Genomic DNA, 22,067 nt, shown 5'->3' with positions numbered 1-22,067 from the left:
TCTCCTTTTTTGCATTTACGGCTCAGCATTTTAGCGGCCAAGATAAACCTCGATAACTCTTGGATCGTGACTGACATCTTCCAAATCACCTTCTGCCAGAACAGATCCTTCATGCAGCACTGTTACCGTCACTCCTAATGCACGCACAAAGTCCATATCGTGCTCTACAACAACCACACTACGTGTCTGATTGATCTCTCGGAGCAATTCTGCCGTTGCCATGGTTTCTGCGTCTGTCATGCCTGCTACAGGTTCATCCACCAAAAGCAAGTCTGGCTCCTGCCCTAACAGCATGCCTATTTCCAGCCATTGCTTTTGCCCGTGGCTCATTCCGCCAGCCTGCCGGGCTGCATGATCTTTCAAACGCGTAATTTCCAAAATCTGGTCAATGCGTTCCTGTTCTTTGCCAGAAAAACGCGCGAGCAAAACAGAAAAAGATGCACGTATACTGCTTAAAGAAAGCAATAGGTTTTCCTGCACAGTTAACGCTTCGAACACTGTTGGTTTTTGAAATTTACGGCCAATTCCCAACCGTGCAATTGCTGGCTCATCCAGCTTGGTCAAATCTTCTCCACAAAACCGAACTGTGCCTGTATCTGGGCGTGTTTTCCCTGTGATGATATCCATCATCGTGGTTTTACCCGCACCATTTGGGCCAATAATTGCCCGCATTTCTCCCGGATGTAGCGTAAGATTCAATGCATTAATGGCCCGAAAACCATCAAAAGTTACGCTCACATCACGCATTTCTAGCAAAGATGTTTCGCTCATGCCTCTTCTCCTTCCGGGTTAGAGACTTCAGGCGTAACTTCTTCGGGTCGCTTTGTAGCAAGATGATACCGCAGCCCCATAAGCCCTTGAGGCAGAAAAAGAGTGGTAACAAGAAAGAGTAAACCAAGCCCATATAGCCAAAACTCTGGCAACCATGCTGTAAAAAGCGTTTTGCCACAGTTTACCAATACAGCCCCAAGCACAGACCCTGACAATGTACCGCGCCCACCCACGGCAACCCAGATAACAGACTCAATAGAATTGGCAGGCGCAAACTCACCAGGGTTGATAATACCCACCTGCGTTACATAAAGGGCACCACCGATACCAGCCACCATGGCTGAAAAAACCCATATCAGCAGCTTGGCCTGTTCTGGGCGGTATCCTAAAAAACGCGTGCGGCTTTCTGCATCTCTTACAGCTACAAGCAAATAACCAAACCGACCCGATACAAGCCAGCGAGACAGCACCAAACACCCTGCAAGCACAGTACCTGTCATCACCAAAAGCACAGCGCGTGTAAGAGGTGAATGTAAATCAGCGCCCAAAATATCTTTAAAGTCTGTCAGGCCATTATTGCCGCCAAAGCCCAAACCATTCTGAAAGAATGCCAACATCAAAGCATATGTTAGAGCCTGCGTAATAATGGAAAGATAAACACCCGAAACACGAGAACGAAACGCGAGCCATCCAAACACACCAGCCAGAATACCAGGTACGATCAGCACCAACAGCATAGCCCATGCAAAATGGTCCGTTCCCCACCAGTACCATGGGAGTGACTTCCACGATAAGAAGATCATGAAATCTGGCAAATCGGGATTACCATAAACGCCTCGCGTACCGATTTCCCGCATAAGGTACATGCCCATGGCATAACCACCCAATGCAAAAAATGCAGCATGACCCAGTGTCAAAATACCTGCAAAACCCCATACAAGATCAACAGACAAAGCAAGAATCGCATATGCCAGATACTTACCTGCCAATGAGACAACAAAGGCCGAAACATGCAGCGGATTTGCTTCTGGAAGCAGACTTGCGCCCGCCAACACAATTGTAACCGCAAATGCCACCGCAGCCATACGTATGGCACCGGGAAAAGACTTTGTGGTTGAAGGCGATAGCGCATTCATGATTCTACCCCCCGCCCACGCACAGGGAACATACCTCTGGGATGCCGCTGAATATAGAGAATAACCAGAACAAGAATGGAAATTTTAGCCGATACAGCCCCAATAGTGGGCTCCAGTATTTTTCCGCCCATGCCAAGCGTCATGGCCGCAGCTAATGTGCCCCACAGGTTACCAACACCACCAAATACAACCACCATAAAGCTATCGATAATGTAGGATTGGCCCAGATTAGGGCTCACATTATCAATCTGGCTAACGGCCACCCCGGCCAACCCGGCCAGTCCTGCCCCCAGCCCAAAAGCCAGAGCATCTACTCGTGGTGTGCGTATTCCCATCAATGCCGCCATACGACGGTTTTGGGTAACGGCACGCATTTCCAGACCAAGAGATGTTTTGCGCATAATCAGCATAAGTGCAGCCAGAACCAAAAAGGCAAAAACAAAAATTGCCAATCTGTTTAAGGTAATATCCACACTACCAAGCATCCACGAACCGGAAAGCCATGCAGGAGTTACAACCGCGATATTGGTAGGTCCAAAAATAGACCGGATAGCTTGCTGAAGAATAAGAGAAAGCCCCCATGTTGCCAACAGGGTTTCAAGCGGTCTGCCATAGAGAAAGCGTATTAGCCCGCGTTCAATAAGGATGCCCAATAGGCCACACACACAGAAAGCAACAGGAATTGCCACTAAAAGGGAAACAGGCTCCAGCCATAGAACAGTAGCCCGAATACCCTGCTGCACCATCCATGTTGTATAGGCACCAATCATCATCAGCTCACCATGAGCCATATTGATCACACCCATAACGCCAAATGTAATGGCAAGCCCAGTTGCCGCCAGCAGAAGTACAGACCCATAGCTCAGCCCGTAAAAGGCGTTTTGCAATATGCTCCATAAACGCTGTTTTAAATCTATGCTGGAAACAGTATCTGCCGCTGCCTTTCGTACTTCTGCTGTTTCATGATCAGACATAGCCACAGCAGAAAGTACTCCGCGAGCTTCCAGATCAGCAGCTGAACCAAGGGCTTTTACAGCCGCTAAACGGGAGGCCTCATCCCCGGTTTTCATCGGCTGCGCCAACACGATTGCTGCACTGGCTTGTTCCAGTTTCAGCCGCACACGACTATTCTTTTCAAGCGCCAGAGCATGATTAATTGCAGGCAACATAACTGGATTATGCTGCGCATACATTTGAGTTGCTGCTTTTAAACGCACCGCATCTTGTGGAGAAAGCAATTCCAGCTCAGCATTAGCGCTTGCCAGAACCTGCCGCACATAATTGTTCATCCGCACAGGCTTAAGGTCGGCTGGCGTGTTTTGTACAAATTGACCAGTCCGGGCATCAACATAGGTTGAGCCAGAGCGAATAAAAACCCCACCCGCAGGGGAATAAAACAGATGCCTTTTTCCCAAAGCATCTATTACAGCACCTGCTTGCGAATTGCCTGAAGCTACCAAAGCAGAAACTGTATTGGCTATAGTATTAAACTGGCCACTTTCCAAACCTGAAAACTCGTCTGCTACTGCTACTTGCATTCCTGAAAATGCAAGTAGCAGGCAAACCGCGCCAGCCCATAAAAAACGGCTGAACCTACACATGCTTTTTACCGATACACGTTTTGGTTGCTGTATTATAATTTCCACACGAAATTGGCTTGCTCCAGTCTCCGATCAGATTCTTGGTTTCTGGCACCCACGGTGACCAAGCCTGACCAGCTATTGTGCTGGGTGTTTTCCAAACAACGCTAAACTGACCGTCATCCTGAATTTCACCGATATATACAGGCTTTGTTAAATGATGGTTCGGTAGCATTTGCGCAACACCACCCGTAAGATTAGGTTGGCGGATACCAATCATGGTATCTATAACTTTATCATGATCTGTAGTGCCTGCTTTGGTTACAGCCTGCACCCACATGTTAAAGCCAATGTAATGGGCTTCCATTGGATCATTTGTTGTGCGTTTAGGGTTTTTTGTAAATTCATGCCATTCTTTAATAAATAATTTGTTTTCTGGCGTATCAATGCTTTCAAAGTAATTCCATGCCGCAAGCTGCCCAACCAATGGGGCTGTATCCATACCAGCCAGTTCTTCCTCACCAACACTAAAGGCCATAACCGGAATATCTGTGGCAGACACACCCTGGTTACCAAGTTCCTTATAAAAAGGTACGTTGGCATCACCATTAATGGTGGAAACAACAGCCGTTTTTTTGCCCGCTGCCCCAAATGCCTTAATTTGTGAAACAATGGTTTGCCAATCAGATTGTCCGAATGGTGTATAGTTCACCATGATATCTTCGTCTTTAATGCCTTTAGACTTCAGATAATTGGCGAGAATTTGGTTTGTAGTCCGTGGATAAACGTAATCTGTACCAACTAAAGCAAAACGCTTAGCGCTGCCACCCTCTTCGCTCAGCAGATAATCTACCGCTGGAATAGCCTGCTGGTTAGGTGCTGCGCCCGTGTAGAAAATATTACGGCTACATTCCTGTCCTTCGTACTGCACCGGATAAAACAGAATACCGTTCAGTTCTTCAAATACTGGCAACACAGATTTGCGGGAAACACTGGTCCAGCATCCAAAAACGGCATCTACTTTATCAACAGAAAGAAGCTGGCGAGCCTTTTCAGCAAACAAGGGCCAATTTGATGCTGGATCTACTATCACTGGTTCTAGAGGTCGCCCTAGCAAGCCACCTTTGCGGTTTTGCTCCGCAATTAGCATGAGCATGACATCTTTTAGTGTTGTTTCACTAATGGCCATTGTGCCGGAAAGGGAATGTAAAATACCCACCTTAATGGGTTGCCCTGTAGGCGCTGCTGCCAAGGCTTGGCCTGGACGATACGCTGCGCCTATGGCTGCAACTGATGATGCTAGGGCTAGGCGCCCAAACGCACGACGGGAAAGTTTTGGCAAGATGTCGGACATAAGAAAGCACTCCAGTTGCTGCTAGATCCTACGTCAGCGCATCACGGTATATTTTCCTATACGCATGATTGCGTATAGCCCCACACAGCCTTATATTACGATACTATAACGAGATATTCAGAAAATCAGGAATCCGCTTTTGCCTCATGATACCAGCCGCCTGCGTATCGTGCGCACTCGCAGGGCATATAATCGCTGGGCAGCAGACCAGACTTTTGAAGATTATGCACTGCGCTTTACAGCCCGAAGCGCCCGAACGGCCACCCCCATGCGCGCAGCCTTTACCGCATTGGGTTCTATCTCGTTTCTGGCATTAGAAGCCATTGGGGGCACACTTACACTGGCTTTTGGTTTTACCAATACAGCCATTGCTATTGCGTTTGTAACGGTTCTTATTTTTTGTATCACCCTACCGCTATGTGCCACGGCTGCAAAAGCTGGCTTAGATGTAGACCTTTTAACGCGAGGAACAGGCTTTGGTTATATTGGATCAACTGTTACATCATTGATTTACGCGAGTTTTACATTTATTTTTTTCGGCCTGGAAGCTGCCATTCTTGCGGGCACTTTACACATCCTTCTTAATCTTCCGTTGTGGCTTGCCTATCTTGCATGTGCTGTTGTTATCATCCCTCTGGTTGCACGAGGGATAACATTTATTGCAAAATTTCAGATTATTACATTCCCTATCTGGCTTGTTCTTAATATTTTACCGTTATTTATACTCATTATGCAACATCCACTCTGGTTAGCTGAGTGGACACATTTTTCTGGGTTGGTGCAACACAAAGCAGGCATTGATACTCTTGCCATTGGCAGTGCAGCTTCCGTTATGATCGTTCTTGTTTGCCAAAGTGCAGAACAGATTGATTTCTTGCGTTTTCTTCCTCCGCTTACTGCACAGAATAAACAACAATGGTGGAGTGCTCTTATTTTAGGTGGTCCGGGCTGGATTATTCTGGATGCGGGCAAGCTCCTTGCCGGATCCTTTCTTGGATGGGTTGCTTTACGGGCAGGTTTTTCCCCTTTGCAGGCTACACAACCCGGCCTGATGTATCATTTGGCATGGGGCAGTTTTACCCCCCCGGCCCTTGCCACAGCTCTTACTATTGCTCTGGTGGCTGTATCTCAAATCAAAATTAATATTACAAATGCGTATGCGGGATCTCTCGCTTGGTCGAACTTTTTTTCCCGTCTCACACATTCTCATCCTGGGCGGGTTTTTTACGTTCTTTTTAATATCACCATTGCCTTAGTTCTTATGGAAGCTGGGTTGGTAAATACAATCCAGACCGGTATCACCTTTTATGCCGTTCTGGCGTGTGCATGGATTGGTGTTATCCTTGGGGATATTACCATATGCAAACCCTTAAAGATTTGCCCATCAGAAATAGAATTTAAGCGCTCATTACTACCTGATCTCAACAGTGTTGGTATTGGTGCTTGGGCTTTAGGAGCAGGAATTGGCACCCTTGCCTTATCTGGCTTATTGGGCATGCATGCTGCTGCTTTTGCACCATTTATAACGCTCTTTGTTGCCTGTGGCACAACACCTCTGTTAGCTCACCTAACCCATGGGCGAACGTACATGGCACGCAAACAGCCCACAGAGTGGAATACCCAACCTGTAATGCGCTGCGTGATATGTGAGCATGAGTTTGAAGCCGAAGACATGACATCCTGCCCAGCATATGGCGGAACCATCTGTTCTCTATGCTGCTCACTTGATGGGCGATGCCATGATCGTTGTAAGCCTATTACAACTCACATTTCGTACCAACTCACAACTCCATTACGCACCTTGCCTGCTAAATTGAGACGTATTCTCGTTTCTCCCGGTGGGCGGTTTGTTTGTCTTCTTATCTGTATTATTTCTGTGCTTGGGCTTCTTGCACACAAAACGGGGCTACCATTTGATGGCATATTGCTCATTGTATTTCTGGCCTGCGTTATAGGTGCATGGCTTTTGGTTATGGCGCAGGAAGGCCGCAAAACAGCAACACGGGAAACACTGCATCAAACACGCCTATTGATGAATGAGATACGCGCACGCAGACGTATGGATCAGGCCTTACAAAGTGCACGTGAAAAAGCAGAAGCAGCCAGCCTGGCAAAAACACGTTACATTAGCGGTATCAGCCACGAAATTCGCTCACCGTTGAATGCAATCATGGGGTATATTCAACTTTTACAGCATGATGCACGCATGCCATTAGAACGGCAACAAACACTCAGCATTATGCGAGAAAGTGGTGATCATATCACCAGCATTCTTTCCGGACTTCTGGATATTTCACGGATTGAAGCAGGTCGCATTGAATTACATTCCGATACAATCCCTCTTGCAACTTTTTTAGAATCTGTCGCTCAGATGATGCGCCCGCAAGCATTAGTAAAAGGGCTAAAATTTTACTGGCAGCCCCAGTTTCTACCATCTGTTGTAACATGTGATGAGCATCGCCTCCGGCAAGTCCTACTCAATCTGCTTTCAAATGCCATTAAATACACACAACAGGGTTCCGTTACTTTTTCTGCCCGATGGCATGCCCAGATTGCTGAATTTACTGTGGAAGATACAGGCCCTGGAATTGCTGTAGAAGATCAAGAACGTATTTTTGATCCCTTTGAACGTGCAGTAGCAACGGCCAACATTCCTGGCACCGGGCTAGGGCTGACTATCACAAAACTTTTAACGGAAGTGATGGGGGGAGAATTAACCTTCACCAGCACAATAGGTAAAGGCTCCTGCTTTAAACTACGCCTTATGCTGCCAGATAAAGATATTCAACTCTCCCCTATTCTACCGGCTTTTCCCGTTGGATATGAAGGGCCAAAACGTACAATTGGCATCGTCGACGCGGATTTCTCACACTTGAGGCAATTTCGGGTCATTTTGTAGAATTCAGCCATCCCACAGGAGCCCGATCTGGAATATTGACGATATTCTGCTTCTGGCGGCGGGTTCTGAACGCAGTGAGGGTGTCACGGCCTGAGAAGGCAGTGTTGGTGGAAGCTATGTGGTCTGTGCACTGTCTGTTTCTTCAGATGGCCTGCCGGAGCCTTCGCAATCGTGCATGAGCGAGGGCGAATTCATGCTGACAGGGGAACATGTCCGGCATGGACAGGACAATCCGACGGACGCTGAGCGTTACACGTGTCGCGATTTTGAGCAGTCGTGCGCGTATGGTGCCACAGGTCGCCGTCTCCAGGCTGGTCTGGCCAAGGGCCAGTCTTTGCAGAGCGGTCAGCAGGACATAGGCTGCGGCCGAGAACCACAGCCGGAGCTGGTTGGCCCGGATGGTGTGGGACGAGGTCCTGTCTGAGAACAGATCCATCTGGCATTCCTTGATGCGGTTTTCCATATCCCCGCGTGCGCAGTAAATCTGTTCGTAGAGATGGCGGGGGTCGGACATTCCCTGCGGTAGCGTGGTGACAATAAAGCGATGATAGCGGTTGCCGTGGCGCCATTCGGCCTTGGCCACGACCCGCCTGCGGCGCGTCCAGCTGTCCTTTGTGATCCAGTCAAAGGAGGCGAAACCGCGCGCAGCTCTGCCTGTCGTGGCGGCTTCGTCACGAACCTCAGCGGACAAAGAGGCAATCCGGTCATACAGGCGGGTGTTGCCTGCAAGCCCGAACAGGAAGTCAACGTGGTTGTCTTCGCACCATGTCATCAGACTGTCCCGGGCGAAACCGCTGTCCCCACGCACCAGGATACGCACCCGGGGCCAGCGGCTCCTGATCTGCTCCACGATCCGGCGGATGTCTGCCAGTGCTTCCTTCCCCGGGTCCCTGTCTGCCGTGCGCAGGGTAGCGCTGAGGAGATGGTCCCCGCAGAAGATGTATAACGGCAGATAGCAGTTATGGCCGTAATATCCATGAAAGGCCCGGCCTTCCTGATGGCCATGGATACGGTCATCGGTGGCATCCACATCCAGAACGATCCGGGCGGGTGCGCGCTCATGCTGGTCCATGAAAAGCGTCACGAACAGGGTAGCCAGGGCCTCATGATCAGCAATGATGCGGCAGTAACGATCTGCCTGCTGCCCACTGCGCTCTAGCCGGTTCAGCGTGGATTTTCCTGCCAGTGCCGCACAGTTGGCCCGGCTTCCTGACAGACGTCCCGATACCAGACCCATGACAGGATCATGACGTAAAGCGTCATGGTCATTAAGGTCTTCATAGCCCAGTGCCAGGCCCATGATCCGCTGACGGACAAGGTCTTCAACCCGGTATTCCACAAAGCCGGGATGCCGTTCATCGCGAAAACAGGCAGCAAAGCGGCGGCTGAGACCCAGAATGTCATCAGCCTGCTTCACCAGAATGACGCCCCCATCCGAACTCATGCGACCCCCGTCAAAACGGGCCACAACACGCCGTCCACAGGAGGCTGGAAACTCATACGCGCCTGCGCTACACTCTGTCTGCATCGGGTTCGTTTATTGCTTATGAAAAATTATTTTGTACAAAACAGACTTTTTCATAATCTAACCCGATGTACAACCCTTCTGTGAGATTTCCGCGTCAACCCGGTATTCCACAAAGGCAGGATGCCGCTCATCGCGAAAACATGCAGCAAAACGGCGACTGAACCCCAGACTATCATCGACCTGCTTTACCAGGATGACACCGCCATCCGAACTCATGCGACCCCCGTCAAAACGGGCTACAACACGCCGTCCATAGGAGGCTGGAAATTCATACGCGCCTGCGCTACACTCTGTCTGCATCGGGTTTTCTTATAGCTTACGAAAATTTCTTTTACACAAAATAGACTTTTTCATAATCTAACCCGATGTACAACCCTTCTGTGAGATTTCCGCGTCGATGATAGCTCAAGCCACCGCCAAATTATGCGGGAACTGCTTGAGCGCTGCGGCTTTAATGTGCGGGATTTTGAGAGTGGGCAGGAGTGCTTGGACTGCCTTAATATTGCGTGTCCAGATTTATTGCTGCTTGATCTGACTATGCCTGAAATGGATGGGCGTGAACTTGCTTTGCGTATTCGACAAACTTCAACAGCCCATATTCCTATAATGTTTCTAACTGGCAATCTTGTAGAAAGTGCTAACCGACATGTTGCTTCCTTGGAAGATTGCCCTGTTATTGGAAAACCGGTTAACCTTTCAATCCTCATTCAGGAAATTGGAAAGATACTTTCTTTAACATGGGTGTTTCCACACTCTGAGATAACCTCTCAACCAGAACAAGCTAAATTGCAGGAACCCGTAAGCCATTTACTAGAGCAAGACCGCCTTTATTTGCTGGCTGCTTTGAATGGGGGCAACTTGAAACAACTGCGAGAAAAATTAGCCTCTCTGCAATCAGAAAAACCTATGTTGCAGGATATTCTTGCCCCATTGGTAAAAATGGCGGCCACCTATCAACTGGAAGCACTACGCATCCAACTGGAACAGGACGAGGCATGAAAATCTCATCCACGCAACGTCGCACCATTCTAATCGTTGATGATGATCCATCTGTTCTTGGCATGATGGATGAAACACTCTCTGATAACGGCTATTCTGTACTTTTGGCACAGTCCGGGGCTTCTGCCCTAGAGGTCGTGGCCCGTACAGTGCCAGATCTTATCCTTGTAGATGCACTTATGCCTGGCATGACAGGGTGGGATGTATGTGAAACACTACACCAGGACTATCGTCTTTCATCTATCCCATTAATATTCATGACTGGCTTAACTGAAACAGAACACGTGCTGCGCGCCTTTGAGGCTGGAGCAGTTGACTACGTTACAAAGCCTTTAAGACTTGAAGAAACTCTTGCGCGCATCAGTGTGCATATAGAAGCAGCGGCCCGTATTCGTACCGCTCAAACGGCACTGGATAGTGCTGGTCGCTTTCTGTTCGCAGCAACTTCGACTGGCGCTTTATTATGGCGTACACCCCAGGCCGCAGATCTTTTAGATAAAGATGAATTTAATTTACCTGCCACCCTCAGTCGGTTTTCTACACTCCCCCCACCCGGACAGGTGATTGAACAAAAACAGGTGGGAGAAAATGAAGTTCTTATTACCTTTGTTGGTGTTTCATCTATAGATGAACTTTTATTCCGCGTTTCTGCTCGTGCGCTCTTACCAGAAAAAACCTTGCAGGAAGCGCTCAGCATAAGTGCGCGGGAAGCAGAAGTGTTGCTATGGATTTCTCGTGGCAAAACAAGCCGGGATATTGCAGATATTCTTCTAGTAAGCCCCAGAACCATAGATAAACATATTGAACAAATTTATAATAAAACAGGTTTAAGCACCCGCTCTGCCGCCGCCGCAACTGCATCTAGGATCCTGCAGGAAAGATAAGCAGGATCCACACGCTTTTTTATTTTAAAAACTTATCGCGTCTGTTCATCCAATAAACGTTCATCATCCGCATCTGGCAATGTCATTGCTGGACAGACTTTATGTTCCTGAGCCTTTCGGATATCAGCAAGCTGCAATTCCAGATTGTTGATACGTTCATCAGAAATATCTTCCTTTAACGGCTTACCTGCTGGCGTAAGGGTCATGCCGTTCATCACCCCAATACCCGGAATAGGATCTAGCTTAATGTAAAAGCCATTGTTATCCGTATCAGCTCTCTTCTTTTCAGCAACAGCCTTTTTCTTTTTGAGTGCAGTTACCTGATCGGAAATCTGCACTTCTTGCGCAAAAAGATGGCGGCAATCAAGGTTCTGAATATCTGAATCTGCGTATGCAGCTCCGGCAAAAAGACCGCAGAATACCGCAAATGCTTTCTTCAAGCTTCGGCGCATCATGATCTGCATTTTGTGACCTCCCGGCATCTCTCAAACACCCAATTTTTCAGAATATGATAAGTTCTGCAGACACGATTTTAGTATTGAAGCTGCATACCCAACAGAAAAGCGTTTGATGCTTTTGTGTGCGCTTCATGATACCTGACATAATCCAACGTAAAGCGTAGATTATGCCCATCCAACACATAGTTTGCACCTGCATCAAACTGCGTAGTTTTAGGATGCCCTGAATCATACAAATCTTTTTTGAAGCGGAATTCCTGATATCTTACCAGTGGCTGCAAACGTCCCCAGCCCAATGTATACGGAATAAGGTAAGCTGTGCTGGCAAGAAAAGCTGTACCATCACTAATTCCCCCAACATTTCCGTATTCTGCTGCCCTTTGGCGATAGCCAGAAGCAATATCCTGTACACCACCAGTATAATATTGGTAATAAGCACCTTCTAACGTATAAACACCATGCTTGGCATTTTTCCCGATCTTTTTTTCAAAAAGACCATCAATATTCCAAGCCTTGTAATCACCTTTATCCTGCGCCGTACCAACACCATCAGTTTCGTACTGACCTGCCAAACCAATAGCAAGAATATCGGCTTTACCGTAATACGTGCTGGCAGTGTAATAAGCTGGTGAAGGTTCTGGGTCTAGAAAATTATATTCCAACCGCGCAGCAAACAAAGGATGCTCACCATAGTTAGAGCCCCCCCGCACCCAGTTATGGCCTCGGTACACACCCGTCATATACCTGAAATGGTCTTTTACCAGCTTACCCCATACTGTAATGCCATCATCACGCCCGGACCATGCCCCAGGATATTGTGAAACAAAGGGAAAGGCATAAGTACTTAGGAAATATGGACCATCTAGGTTAGATCGGTCACTTGGTGTCAGCATACGACCCATCCAAACATTAAAGAACTTCCAAGGCTCGATCTGCAGAATACCATCCAAAACGTTCCAGTTACCATCACGCAAACGCTCTAGATTAAGCGTGCTTTTTACATATTTATGGAACTGTGCTCCCATATAAATACGTAAATCATTAGCACTGGCTGCTCCGGAATGTGCTGGCGTGGCATTGGGGTCATTAGAAAGATACTGCCCACGCACACCAACACCCAAGGTAAAAAACTGATCCTTACCAAAGTTAAAAGTTGCCGCCGCATGAGATGATTGCGGCAATGCTGCGCTGACCACGGCACAAAGAGACAGAATTTTTGTTCCACACTGGAACAATTTTGTTTTACGACTTAATGAAAACCGCGATAGCAACGCGACCATGACCTTCCCCCTTGAAGCCATAATTGCCAAATGGCCATACTGTTACATTATGATAACGAATATTTTTGGGGGTATGGGTGAAATTACCTAGATCAGGCTAGAGATAGAAAACCCAATTATAATTTTGCAGAAATGACAAAATTTATTTTATTATTATCCGAAGATAGGTTTTTATTTAAAGTGAGATGAAATCATCACACCTATGAGCTACCCTACAACATTAAGATAAAATGATAGCTCATAGGTTTATTAAATAAGAATATTCTTTTTAAAGCGCACCACGCTCAATAATGAAACGTGCAATATCTTCTACACCTTCACCAGCCCGAATATTTGTAAAGACAAAGGGACGTTGACCACGCATTTTACGGCTATCCCGATCCATAACGCTTAAATCTGCCCCTACATATGGTGCAAGATCAATCTTATTAATCACCAGCAGATCACTACGCGTAATACCCGGCCCACCTTTACGCGGAATTTTATCTCCGGCAGAAACATCGATAACATAAATGGTCAGATCAGCCAGTTCTGGGCTAAAAGTTGCTGCCAGATTATCCCCACCACTTTCTACCAAAATAAGATCAAGGTTTTCAAAACGCTCTGATAATTCAGCAATACCAGCTAGATTAATACTGGCATCTTCCCGTATTGCTGTATGGGGGCATCCACCTGTTTCTATCCCCATAATGCGTTCTGATGGCAAAGAGCCTGCTCTGGTTAAAAACTCTGCATCTTCACGCGTGTAAATATCATTTGTTATAGCTGCAATATTATATACATCCCTAAAACGACGACATAATGCATCCATTAATGCTGTCTTACCCGTTCCTACAGGGCCACCAATTCCCACGCGTAGCGGGCCATATTTTGCGTCTGTCATGTTCTGAATAGCCTTGTAACCTGAGTTTCATGGTGCATGGCAGCAAGATCTGCACAAAAGCATGCTCCACCAATATCTTCTAATGTAAGGTTATGTGTTTTCTGAGCAGCTTTCTGCAACGTAGCTTCCAAACCAACCAAAGCACGCAGCCCGTCTGTTTGCCCTAAAGGGACCAAACGCACGGCTGCAGAAACCAAAGCAGCAATAGAGGAATACCCCCCCGCCAAAGCTGCCTGCTGCCGTGATATGCCGCCATACCGAAACACAACACCCTGCGCGACCGGCAAAGGCCAACGGACATCAGGTGGAATAATGTCCTGAGGAACAACATTCCAGACTGTGGCTGCTTTCTGAAAGGCCTCTCCTTGATATACTGTTTCTTCATAACGCTCACGCGATGAGGCACATGCACAGGCAAATTCAGCAACATCATACAACTGTGCCTGATCATGCGCTGCATCCCAAGCAGCTTGAAGAATTATAAAATCATTCTGTAAACTTCCATAATGAAGAAGAACTTCTATCCATTGGCATAACGACGCAACATTATGCACATCATCATTCTCCACAGCCCATTCCAAACCATGACTATAAGCATAGCCTCCTGTTGGAAATGCTGGTGAAACCCATGAAAGAAGACGCAGAAAATTCTTACCTTCCATGATTTGTTCATCAATCATGGGAATGGTGGGCATGTCCGTTTTCATGCTGATGAGCACCTATGCGTCCTGCATACGCACCACTTTCGGGATCAAATGCAGCCATGACCATATGCACATGGCCACCAAGGCCACGAATCATGTCCGCAATGACATGATCACGCCGTATCAGAATACGATGTTCCTCAATGGCTGTGGGAAGATGGCGGTTTCCAATATGCCAAGCCAGACGCAACAGATGTAAGCTATTGGCTGCCGTAACTTCCATAAGTTCTTCTGGAAGTGATTTTACTAGAATAATACGTCCATCTTCCAGTTTCAAACCATCACCAGCATGCAACAGACGTGCATGCTCCAAATCAAGAAGAACCTTTTCTTCCGATTGCAGGCATACAACCATACGGCGGCGGTGTCGCCCTTCATAATCAGCCACAAAAATTTCTGTTGCCGCGGCTGCAGGCCAACTTCCTGCTGGAAGAATTTCAATTATACGTTGCATCAGAACAGAAAATACCTTTGTGCCATAGGAAGAACTTCTGCGGGTTCGCATGTCAGTAACACACCATCAGCACGCACTTCATACGTTTCGGGGTCTACTTCGATATGCGGCATGGCATCATTATGGATCATGCTGCGTTTACCAATACCTTCTCGTGTATTGGACACTGCTGAAAGTTTACGTTGCAGCTTAAGTTTATGCCCCAAATCATCTTCCAATGCGGCCTGAGAAACAAATGTCAGGCTTGTATGTGTAAGTGCGCCACCATATCCGCCAAACATCATACGGCCATGCACCGGTTGCGGGGTGGGGATAGAAGCGTTGGGATCCCCCATCATGGCATAAACAATTGCACCGCCCTTAATCACCATTTCCGGCTTTACACCAAAAAAAGCAGGCTCCCACAAAACAAGATCTGCCAATTTTCCAACTGCGATAGACCCCACCTCATGGGCAAGGCCATGCGCAATGGCCGGGTTTATGGTGTATTTGGCAATATAGCGTTTAACGCGGTTATTATCTGCGGCACCATCTCCTGAGAGCGCACCTCGCTGTAATTTCATTTTGTGTGCTGTTTGCCATGTTCTTAAAGGCACTTCGCCCACACGCCCCATAGCCTGACTGTCAGACGACATCATGGAAAGCACGCCCATATCCTGAAAGATATCTTCAGCGGCAATGGTCTCACGCCGAATACGGCTTTCTGCAAAAGCGATATCTTCTGGAATCTGCGGATCAAGATGATGGCATACCATCAACATATCCAGATGCTCATCCAGCGTATTGACTGTGTAGGGGCGTGTTGGGTTGGTAGAAGATGGCAAAACATTCGGCAAACCAGCTACACGTATAATATCTGGTGCGTGTCCCCCACCAGCACCTTCTGTATGAAAAGCATGAATGGTGCGCCCTTTGAATGCGGCAATTGTATCTTCCACAAACCCGCTTTCATTCAGCGTGTCTGTATGGATCATCACCTGAACATCCATATGATCGGCCACGCTTAAGCAACAATCAATGGCTGCTGGTGTTGATCCCCAATCCTCATGCAATTTCAGGCAACTTGCCCCAGCCCTTACCATTTCTTCCAAAGCTTCTGGACATGATGCATTGCCCTTACCTGCAAACGCCAGATTAACAGGAAAAGCATCTGCTGCCTGAAGCATACGCGCTAGATGCCAAGGGCCAGGTGTACATGTGGTAGCCGCGGTGCCTGTGGCTGGCCCGGTGCCCCCTCCTAGCATCGTCGTTATGCCGGAAGACAAAGCCTCTTCTATTTGTTGTGGGCAAATATAGTGGATATGACTATCAATTCCACCAGCAGTGAGAATTTTACCCTCTGCTGCAATTATTTCTGTGCCCGGGCCAATAATAATATCTACTCCGGGCTGAATATCCGGGTTTCCTGCCTTACCAATTGTTACAATGCGTCCATCGCGCAGCGCAACATCTGCTTTAACAATACCCCAATGATCAACAATCAGCGCATTTGTGATAACCGTATCTACAGCACCTTGTGCGCGAGACAATTGTGATTGTCCCATACCATCACGAATGGTTTTTCCACCACCAAACCGCGCTTCTTCCCCATAAATGGTAAAATCTTTTTCTACTTCCACGAGCAAAGCTGTATCTGCCAGCCGAACACGATCCCCCGTAGTGGGGCCAAACTGGCCTGCATATTCGTAACGGGAAAGACGCGTCATTTATCTATACTCCCCATCACTTCTCCTCGAAAGCCAAATACTTGGCGTAGGCCGCGTAATGGAATTAATGTCACTTCTCGCATTTGGCCGGGTTCAAAACGAATGGCACCGCCAGAGGGTACATTCAGCCGCCAACCTTTAGCGTGTTCACGCTCAAACCGCAGGGCGGGATTCACCTCATAAAAATGGTAATGGCTTCCCACCTGTATAGGGCGATCTCCTGTATTGGATACCATCACCTTACGCTGTGGCTGTCCCTCATTCAAAACAATCTCGCCTTCTGCAACCAGAATTTCTCCGGGCACGGCATCTGCAGGCAGAGCATCAACGTATTGGGGCATGAACCGTCACCAGTTTTGTTCCGTCAGGAAAGGTTGCTTCCACTTGCACATCATGGATCATTTCTGGCACGCCAGCCATTACCTGATCACGCGATAAGACACGACCGCCACTTGCCATCAGATCTGAAACACTCTGGCCATCCCGCGCACCTTCAACAACGTGGTCTGTAATAAGAGCGACGGCTTCTGGGTAATTTAAACGCACCCCACGCTCCAACCTACGCCGTGCCACCATTGCCGCCATAGCAATAAGCAATTTATCTTTTTCTCGAGGTGTCAGTTTCATAGCTCGTGTTTTCTCTACTTTTTCTACTTCAGGAGCGCCAAGTGGTTGGCATAGACTGTCCATCTCGCAATATTGGTAAAATACGTTGCAACATCACCTCTAGCTGCCAATTATCCTGTGCTATACCACGCACAATCAGCATGCCATTCCATGCTGAGGCCGCAAACCCCTTACATTCTTCTGCTGCCAACACATGACGTAGCGATTCAAGACGACTTGACGCATCAACTGCAACCAAAACAAGCGTTGTAACAGCATGATGCCCAGCCGCCACTGCAGGATTCTGCAAAAGAAAATCTACGGAACTACTTTCCAGTTTAAGTGTATCTACTAAAATCCGCTGACCAGCACGCCGAATGGAGAGACCATCTCTGACAGACAGTTGCTCAACACATTCCCCCGAAGCCACACGACCAAAAAAACGGCTTTCAAGAAACAGAAATCGCGCATTATCCGCCATTTCTACTATCATTTTACGCTGTAACCGACTGCCATCAAAAAAAATCGTGCCATGCGGTAGCCACTCCAAACATGCTCCTTCCGCTATCTGGCAAGAGATATTTACTTGAGCTGGCTCATCATTTGGGCGTGCACGGTAAATACGCTCAGCCGCCTGAGAAGTTACGAGAAGATTTGTATGTGGGGCACAGTTCAAATCTCCTTCAATACGGTCTCCCGCTGCGATACCACCTGAAATATTTACCGTAACAACTTCCATCTGCTGCCCCGCAACACGAGGGAATAACAAGCGGCAGCATCCCTTCTGCTCTAACCCATGGCATCGGGTTTGAGAATGATCATTTCGGACTTCCAACCCAAAACGACCGTAAGCACGTTGCAGAAGAGACACTTAATTGTATCCAATTCCTGTAAGAACCATTTTCAATATAGAACACGGTATTATGCTTCCGTCAATAAGGATGGGATATACGCATATTTGCGTATAAAAAATGAAGCTATAAATTATAAAATATGCTGTGATTATTGAACGAAAACTGTTTTAGAAAATACCAAGCTTCCCATAGCTCTTAGGTTACACATGAAAAGAACACGTTGTTATAACCTCAATGCTCTCCAAGAAAATATAATATGGAAAGCTATCGGGCTATTTACCGTATTAGGCGGTTTTAACATCGCAACTTGGCTCTGGGCTTTCAGTGCTTTCCACTCTTCTCCTGCCTTATTAAGCACGGCATTTGTTGCATATAGTCTGGGCTTACGCCATGCCGTAGATGCTGATCATATTGCTGCTATTGATAATACAACACGTAAATTGATGCAGGAAGGTAAACAACCACTTTCCGTAGGGCTTTTCTTTTCTTTGGGACATTCTAGTGTGGTGGTTATTGCATCCATTTTGGTTGCCACAACAGCTACCGCTTTTACACAAAAGCTTCATCTTATCCAGAAATTTGGTGTAATTATCGGGCCGATGGCCTCTATCACCTTTCTACTAACTGTTGCCATTATGAATATTGTAATTTTTTATAATCTCTACCAAAACTTTTGTCGTGCCAAATCTGGCTGTATATCTCACCAAGAAGATATTCATGCCTTTCTTGCCAAAGGTGGGATACTTGCTCATTTTCTTAAACCATTATTTGGTTTTATTCATAAATCTTGGCATATGTATCCGCTTGGTTTCCTATTTGGCTTGGGGTTTGATACCGCAACAGAAATTGGATTACTCAGCTTATCGGCAACCCAAGCATCTCACGGTATGCCATTTTACTCTATTTTAGTTTTTCCTACTCTTTTTACTGCGGGCATGTCCTTAGTAGATACCTTAGATGGTATTTTAATGCTTGGAGCTTATGGTTGGGCTTTTGTAGAACCCATTCGAAAATTTTATTATAATATGACTCTTACCGCAGTTTCTATCATTACCGCTCTCATCATCAGTACTATTGAAGCCCTTGAGCTTATACGAAACCATTTAAACCCTGAGCATGCTTTCTGGAATTGGAGCGAAACTCTTAGTGAAAACTTTGATATTTTAGGCTGCATGATTATTGCCATCTTCATGACGTGCTGGTTTATATCTACTGTTATCACCCACCATAAAAGAATATAAAAATACCTCCTTCCACAGTTTGAAAGGAGGTATTCTACAACTTACTAAATTTTAAATGTCAGATTTTTCAGGATACCTGTGGCTTTCTGGAATTAGCCGCGGCAACCTTCTTGCCCCATTCCACCAATGTTTTGGTGCAATCAGAACGTTCAATCTGACACTCAATAATGGTGGGGCCTTCATGGTTTGCTTTAGCTTTTTTGATAGCCTCTGCAAGTTCACCTGCCGTGGTGGCTTTTAGCCCCAAACCATGACCATCTTCCGCATTGAACACCTCCATCAGACCTGCGTAATCCCAGTTTTTGATGTAATTGTACGGACCATCGTGAATGGCAATTTCAATAACGTAGCCACGATTATTCACAAGGAAGATAATGACTGGCAGCTTATAACGCACCATCTGCGCCATTTCCTGCGCAGTAAGCTGGAACGAGCCATCACCCACCATAAGAATATGCTGGCGCTCCTGAGAGCCCATGGCGTTCCCGAAAGCAGACGGCACAGACCAACCAATATGCCCCCACTGCATTTCCAGCTCAACACGAGCACCACGCGGCAAATCCATACGTGTGGCGTTGAACCAGGAATCACCTGTTTCAGCAACCAAGGTGGTATCTGATGTTAGCATTGCGTTAATCTGACGGGTCATTTCATCATTTGTCAGACGTGCATCTGCTTTGGCCTGTTCGATAACAGGCGTATGTTTTTTACTTTCCTGCGCCGTTAATGGACGGCTGGGAGCTTTTTTTGCCAACTCTTCAAGGAATTCACGCAATGTGAAACCTTCATATGTTTTACCACCCACAGTGACGCGGTTTGGCTCTGCCATCAAAACATTGTCACCCTTGGGCCATGCGGTCCAACCTACTGTGGAATAATCATTAAAGACCGGTGCAACGCAAATCAGGGCATCAGATTTTTCAACCAGCTCTTGCGCGCCGGGTGAAGACACATCGCCCCAATACAAACCACGAAAACCTTTGTGATCTTCGGGGAAAAAGCTTTTTGCTGCTGCCATAATAGTAACAGCGCACCCTAGCTTATCTGCCAGATGTTCTGTTTGTGTTTGTGCATGGGTCGCCCGCACTTTGCTACCTACAATCATAGTAACGCGCTGAGATTTTTCCAGCAGAGCAAGAGAATCTTCAACTGCAGCTTTCAGGCTAACATCATCTACCCGCAATTCTGCTAGCAAAGATGATACCGGGCCGGGTCGAACACATTCCGCATCAGATACGTTACAGGCAATTTCGACATATGCAGGCTTACGTTCACGCAAAGCTGTACGGATTACATGGTCAATTTTGGCTGGAGCCGATGCGGCATCTGTAATGCTTTCTGCTGCACATGTAACATGCCGCATCATTTCCAACTGATATGTATAATCGTTCGTACCCAGCGTATGATGCAGAATATGGCCTGTTCCATAATCATTGCTATTGGGGGAACCAGAAATCAAAATAACTGGCAGGTTTTCTGCATACGCTCCTGCAATGGCATTCATGGCAGAAATGGCACCTACACTAAAGGTAACCACTGCCGCCGCAGCGCCATGAGCACGTGCATAGCCTTCTGCACTAAAGCCGCAGTTTAGCTCATTACAACAGTAAACCTGTTCCATTTCTTTATTTGCCAGCAACTGATCCAGTAAAACCAGATTGAAGTCTCCGGCTACGGCAAAATGGTGCTTTAATCCGATCTGAGAAAGACGCTCAGCAAGATACATGCCGACTGTATATGTCATGGTTTAATCACTCCTATCGGAATAGCCTCAAAAAACGACTTTTAGCTAAAGCCCCCAATCAGACAAATGTCCAATATATGAAACTATGGATTATCATATAAAAAATATATCTCATAACAAAGAAAACATTCTTTGTTATACGCCTCAAAAGCAGCATAACATATTGATATTAATAATTTATTTTTTAAATATAAATATTTTTATATCACTATCGTAAGTATATATTTATATAATATATCACAAAATGTCACTACATCGTGAATGATTATTCTCACCAAACAAAATTTTTACGGATATTTTCTATAATTGAACTTTAATACCTTAAAAAGGCGCGGAAAGTGTAAGAATGCGCCAATTTCCAATCCTACCTGAAAAAATACTCCAACTTTCTGGATGAACATCTAATTTATTTAGAATGCAAAAAGAATTTTTTATATCATCTGCTATAATGCATGCACTTAATGCGCGTATGACGACAGGAGAAGCTATAATTAAGAATGTCTCTTGATTTTTGGCCTTATCAAAAAGGTTGTCCAGACATCCCTTTAATCTGGCATGAAATGCATACATACTTTCTCCATCAACTGGAGCATATTCGGGGTTCATGAATTGCCCCTGTTCTTCCGCCGACAAACTTTTTAAATTCCGTCCTGCCAAATTTCCATAATCTCTATTTCTTAACTTTGATTCCAAAACAATTTTTTTCTCTAAAAGAAAATACTCTGGCTCTACAAAAATATCTGATGCACAAAAAATACATGAAATATTATATTCTCTCAAAAATTTTTCTTGAATTATTTTAGAAAATTGAAAATTTATTACTTTATCTTTTGGGGATATATACCCTCTACGCACATCATCAGGCATTAAACTTCCTACCAAAACAACGCGTACTACTGGTTGCGTGCACATAAATTTCTTCCAATATTTTAGATCGGTCTCATTCTTTCATTACTGTTTGCCACATTGTTGTGAACATCGTAAGT

20 protein-coding genes and 1 pseudogene are annotated in these 22,067 nt (G+C 46.3%); 4 read left to right on the top strand and 17 right to left on the bottom strand.

The features are described from left to right. Positions 1-30: 30 nt before the first annotated feature. The 4 genes from urtD to urtA are packed head-to-tail and all read right to left on the bottom strand — an operon-like array spanning position 31 to position 4,841. Positions 31-771, bottom strand: a complete 741-nt coding sequence (gene urtD / locus A4S02_RS00185; protein WP_070322588.1) for an urea ABC transporter ATP-binding protein UrtD — start codon at positions 769-771, stop codon at positions 31-33. Next, on the bottom strand, positions 768-1,907 hold the full coding sequence (gene urtC, locus A4S02_RS00180; protein ID WP_070322587.1) for an urea ABC transporter permease subunit UrtC: 1,140 nt from the start codon (positions 1,905-1,907) through the stop codon (positions 768-770). The genes urtD and urtC overlap by 4 nt, the downstream gene beginning before the upstream one ends. Continuing rightward, positions 1,904-3,508: an urea ABC transporter permease subunit UrtB gene (gene urtB / locus A4S02_RS00175; RefSeq protein WP_070322586.1), complete on the bottom strand. Its 1,605-nt coding sequence runs from the start codon at positions 3,506-3,508 to the stop codon at positions 1,904-1,906. Before urtB ends, urtC begins: the two co-directional genes overlap by 4 nt. Beyond that, positions 3,501-4,841: an urea ABC transporter substrate-binding protein gene (gene urtA / locus A4S02_RS00170; RefSeq protein ID WP_070322585.1), complete on the bottom strand. Its 1,341-nt coding sequence runs from the start codon at positions 4,839-4,841 to the stop codon at positions 3,501-3,503. The genes urtB and urtA overlap by 8 nt, the downstream gene beginning before the upstream one ends. A gap of 139 nt (positions 4,842-4,980) precedes the next feature. On the opposite strand from urtA, the gene A4S02_RS00165 reads away from it, so the two are divergent. Beyond that, positions 4,981-7,740 carry an ATP-binding protein gene (locus tag A4S02_RS00165; protein ID WP_228142409.1) on the top strand — a complete coding sequence of 920 codons (2,760 nt, stop codon included), beginning with the start codon at positions 4,981-4,983 and terminating at the stop codon, positions 7,738-7,740. Between the two features lie 142 nt (positions 7,741-7,882). Here the strand turns inward: A4S02_RS00165 and A4S02_RS00160 are convergent, their stop codons facing one another. Together A4S02_RS00160 and A4S02_RS00155 are read right to left on the bottom strand one after the other, a co-directional pair. Next, on the bottom strand, positions 7,883-9,268 hold the full coding sequence (locus A4S02_RS00160; RefSeq protein ID WP_070322584.1) for an IS1380 family transposase: 1,386 nt from the start codon (positions 9,266-9,268) through the stop codon (positions 7,883-7,885). Between the two features lie 75 nt (positions 9,269-9,343). After that, positions 9,344-9,568, bottom strand: a pseudogene (locus A4S02_RS00155) (transposase); the annotation flags it as partial. Positions 9,569-9,691: 123 nt separating this feature from the next. Between A4S02_RS00155 and A4S02_RS00150 the strand changes: the two are divergent. Together A4S02_RS00150 and A4S02_RS00145 are read left to right on the top strand one after the other, a co-directional pair. Then, positions 9,692-10,267 carry a response regulator gene (locus A4S02_RS00150; protein WP_070322582.1) on the top strand — a complete coding sequence of 192 codons (576 nt, stop codon included), beginning with the start codon at positions 9,692-9,694 and terminating at the stop codon, positions 10,265-10,267. Continuing rightward, entirely contained in the window at positions 10,264-11,151 is an 888-nt protein-coding gene (locus A4S02_RS00145) for a response regulator transcription factor (protein WP_070322581.1), read from the top strand. Before A4S02_RS00150 ends, A4S02_RS00145 begins: the two co-directional genes overlap by 4 nt. 32 nt (positions 11,152-11,183) lie before the next feature. On the opposite strand, the gene A4S02_RS00140 is transcribed toward A4S02_RS00145, so the two are convergent. The 9 genes from A4S02_RS00140 to A4S02_RS00100 form a co-directional block, all read right to left on the bottom strand. After that, positions 11,184-11,633, bottom strand: coding sequence for a hypothetical protein (locus tag A4S02_RS00140; RefSeq protein WP_070322580.1), 450 nt, complete (start codon positions 11,631-11,633; stop codon positions 11,184-11,186). A 50-nt stretch (positions 11,634-11,683) separates the two neighbouring features. After that, positions 11,684-12,910, bottom strand: coding sequence for a porin (locus A4S02_RS00135; RefSeq protein ID WP_228142516.1), 1,227 nt, complete (start codon positions 12,908-12,910; stop codon positions 11,684-11,686). A gap of 247 nt (positions 12,911-13,157) precedes the next feature. Further along, positions 13,158-13,772: an urease accessory protein UreG gene (gene ureG / locus A4S02_RS00130; RefSeq protein WP_070322578.1), complete on the bottom strand. Its 615-nt coding sequence runs from the start codon at positions 13,770-13,772 to the stop codon at positions 13,158-13,160. Next, positions 13,769-14,434 carry an urease accessory protein UreF gene (locus tag A4S02_RS00125; protein ID WP_208858927.1) on the bottom strand — a complete coding sequence of 222 codons (666 nt, stop codon included), beginning with the start codon at positions 14,432-14,434 and terminating at the stop codon, positions 13,769-13,771. Before A4S02_RS00125 ends, ureG begins: the two co-directional genes overlap by 4 nt. 10 nt (positions 14,435-14,444) lie before the next feature. After that, on the bottom strand, positions 14,445-14,930 hold the full coding sequence (locus A4S02_RS00120) for an urease accessory protein UreE (RefSeq protein ID WP_070322576.1): 486 nt from the start codon (positions 14,928-14,930) through the stop codon (positions 14,445-14,447). Then, complete coding sequence (gene ureC / locus A4S02_RS00115; RefSeq protein WP_070322575.1) at positions 14,930-16,636, bottom strand: urease subunit alpha; 1,707 nt, start codon at positions 16,634-16,636, stop codon at positions 14,930-14,932. The genes A4S02_RS00120 and ureC overlap by 1 nt, the downstream gene beginning before the upstream one ends. Continuing rightward, positions 16,633-16,977 carry an urease subunit beta gene (locus A4S02_RS00110; RefSeq protein WP_070322574.1) on the bottom strand — a complete coding sequence of 115 codons (345 nt, stop codon included), beginning with the start codon at positions 16,975-16,977 and terminating at the stop codon, positions 16,633-16,635. Before A4S02_RS00110 ends, ureC begins: the two co-directional genes overlap by 4 nt. Then, complete coding sequence (locus A4S02_RS00105) at positions 16,961-17,263, bottom strand: urease subunit gamma (RefSeq protein ID WP_070322573.1); 303 nt, start codon at positions 17,261-17,263, stop codon at positions 16,961-16,963. Before A4S02_RS00105 ends, A4S02_RS00110 begins: the two co-directional genes overlap by 17 nt. A 28-nt stretch (positions 17,264-17,291) precedes the next feature. Beyond that, positions 17,292-18,113: an urease accessory protein UreD gene (locus tag A4S02_RS00100; RefSeq protein WP_070322572.1), complete on the bottom strand. Its 822-nt coding sequence runs from the start codon at positions 18,111-18,113 to the stop codon at positions 17,292-17,294. Between the two features lie 189 nt (positions 18,114-18,302). On the opposite strand from A4S02_RS00100, the gene A4S02_RS00095 reads away from it, so the two are divergent. Next, a complete protein-coding gene (locus A4S02_RS00095) occupies positions 18,303-19,337 on the top strand; it encodes a HoxN/HupN/NixA family nickel/cobalt transporter (RefSeq protein ID WP_070322571.1) in 1,035 nt (344 codons plus the stop codon). Between the two features lie 67 nt (positions 19,338-19,404). Here the strand turns inward: A4S02_RS00095 and A4S02_RS00090 are convergent, their stop codons facing one another. Next, a complete protein-coding gene (locus A4S02_RS00090; RefSeq protein WP_070322570.1) occupies positions 19,405-21,081 on the bottom strand; it encodes an alpha-keto acid decarboxylase family protein in 1,677 nt (558 codons plus the stop codon). Positions 21,082-21,402: 321 nt separating this feature from the next. Then, positions 21,403-21,993, bottom strand: a complete 591-nt coding sequence (locus A4S02_RS00085) for a histidine phosphatase family protein (protein WP_070322569.1) — start codon at positions 21,991-21,993, stop codon at positions 21,403-21,405. Positions 21,994-22,067 lie beyond the last annotated feature (74 nt).

It is taken from the genome of Acetobacter ascendens (assembly GCF_001766235.1).
Taxonomy (GTDB): domain Bacteria; phylum Pseudomonadota; class Alphaproteobacteria; order Acetobacterales; family Acetobacteraceae; genus Acetobacter; species Acetobacter ascendens.
Note: the sequence above shows the minus strand (reverse complement) of the source record. Positions and strands in the feature narration are given on the sequence as shown.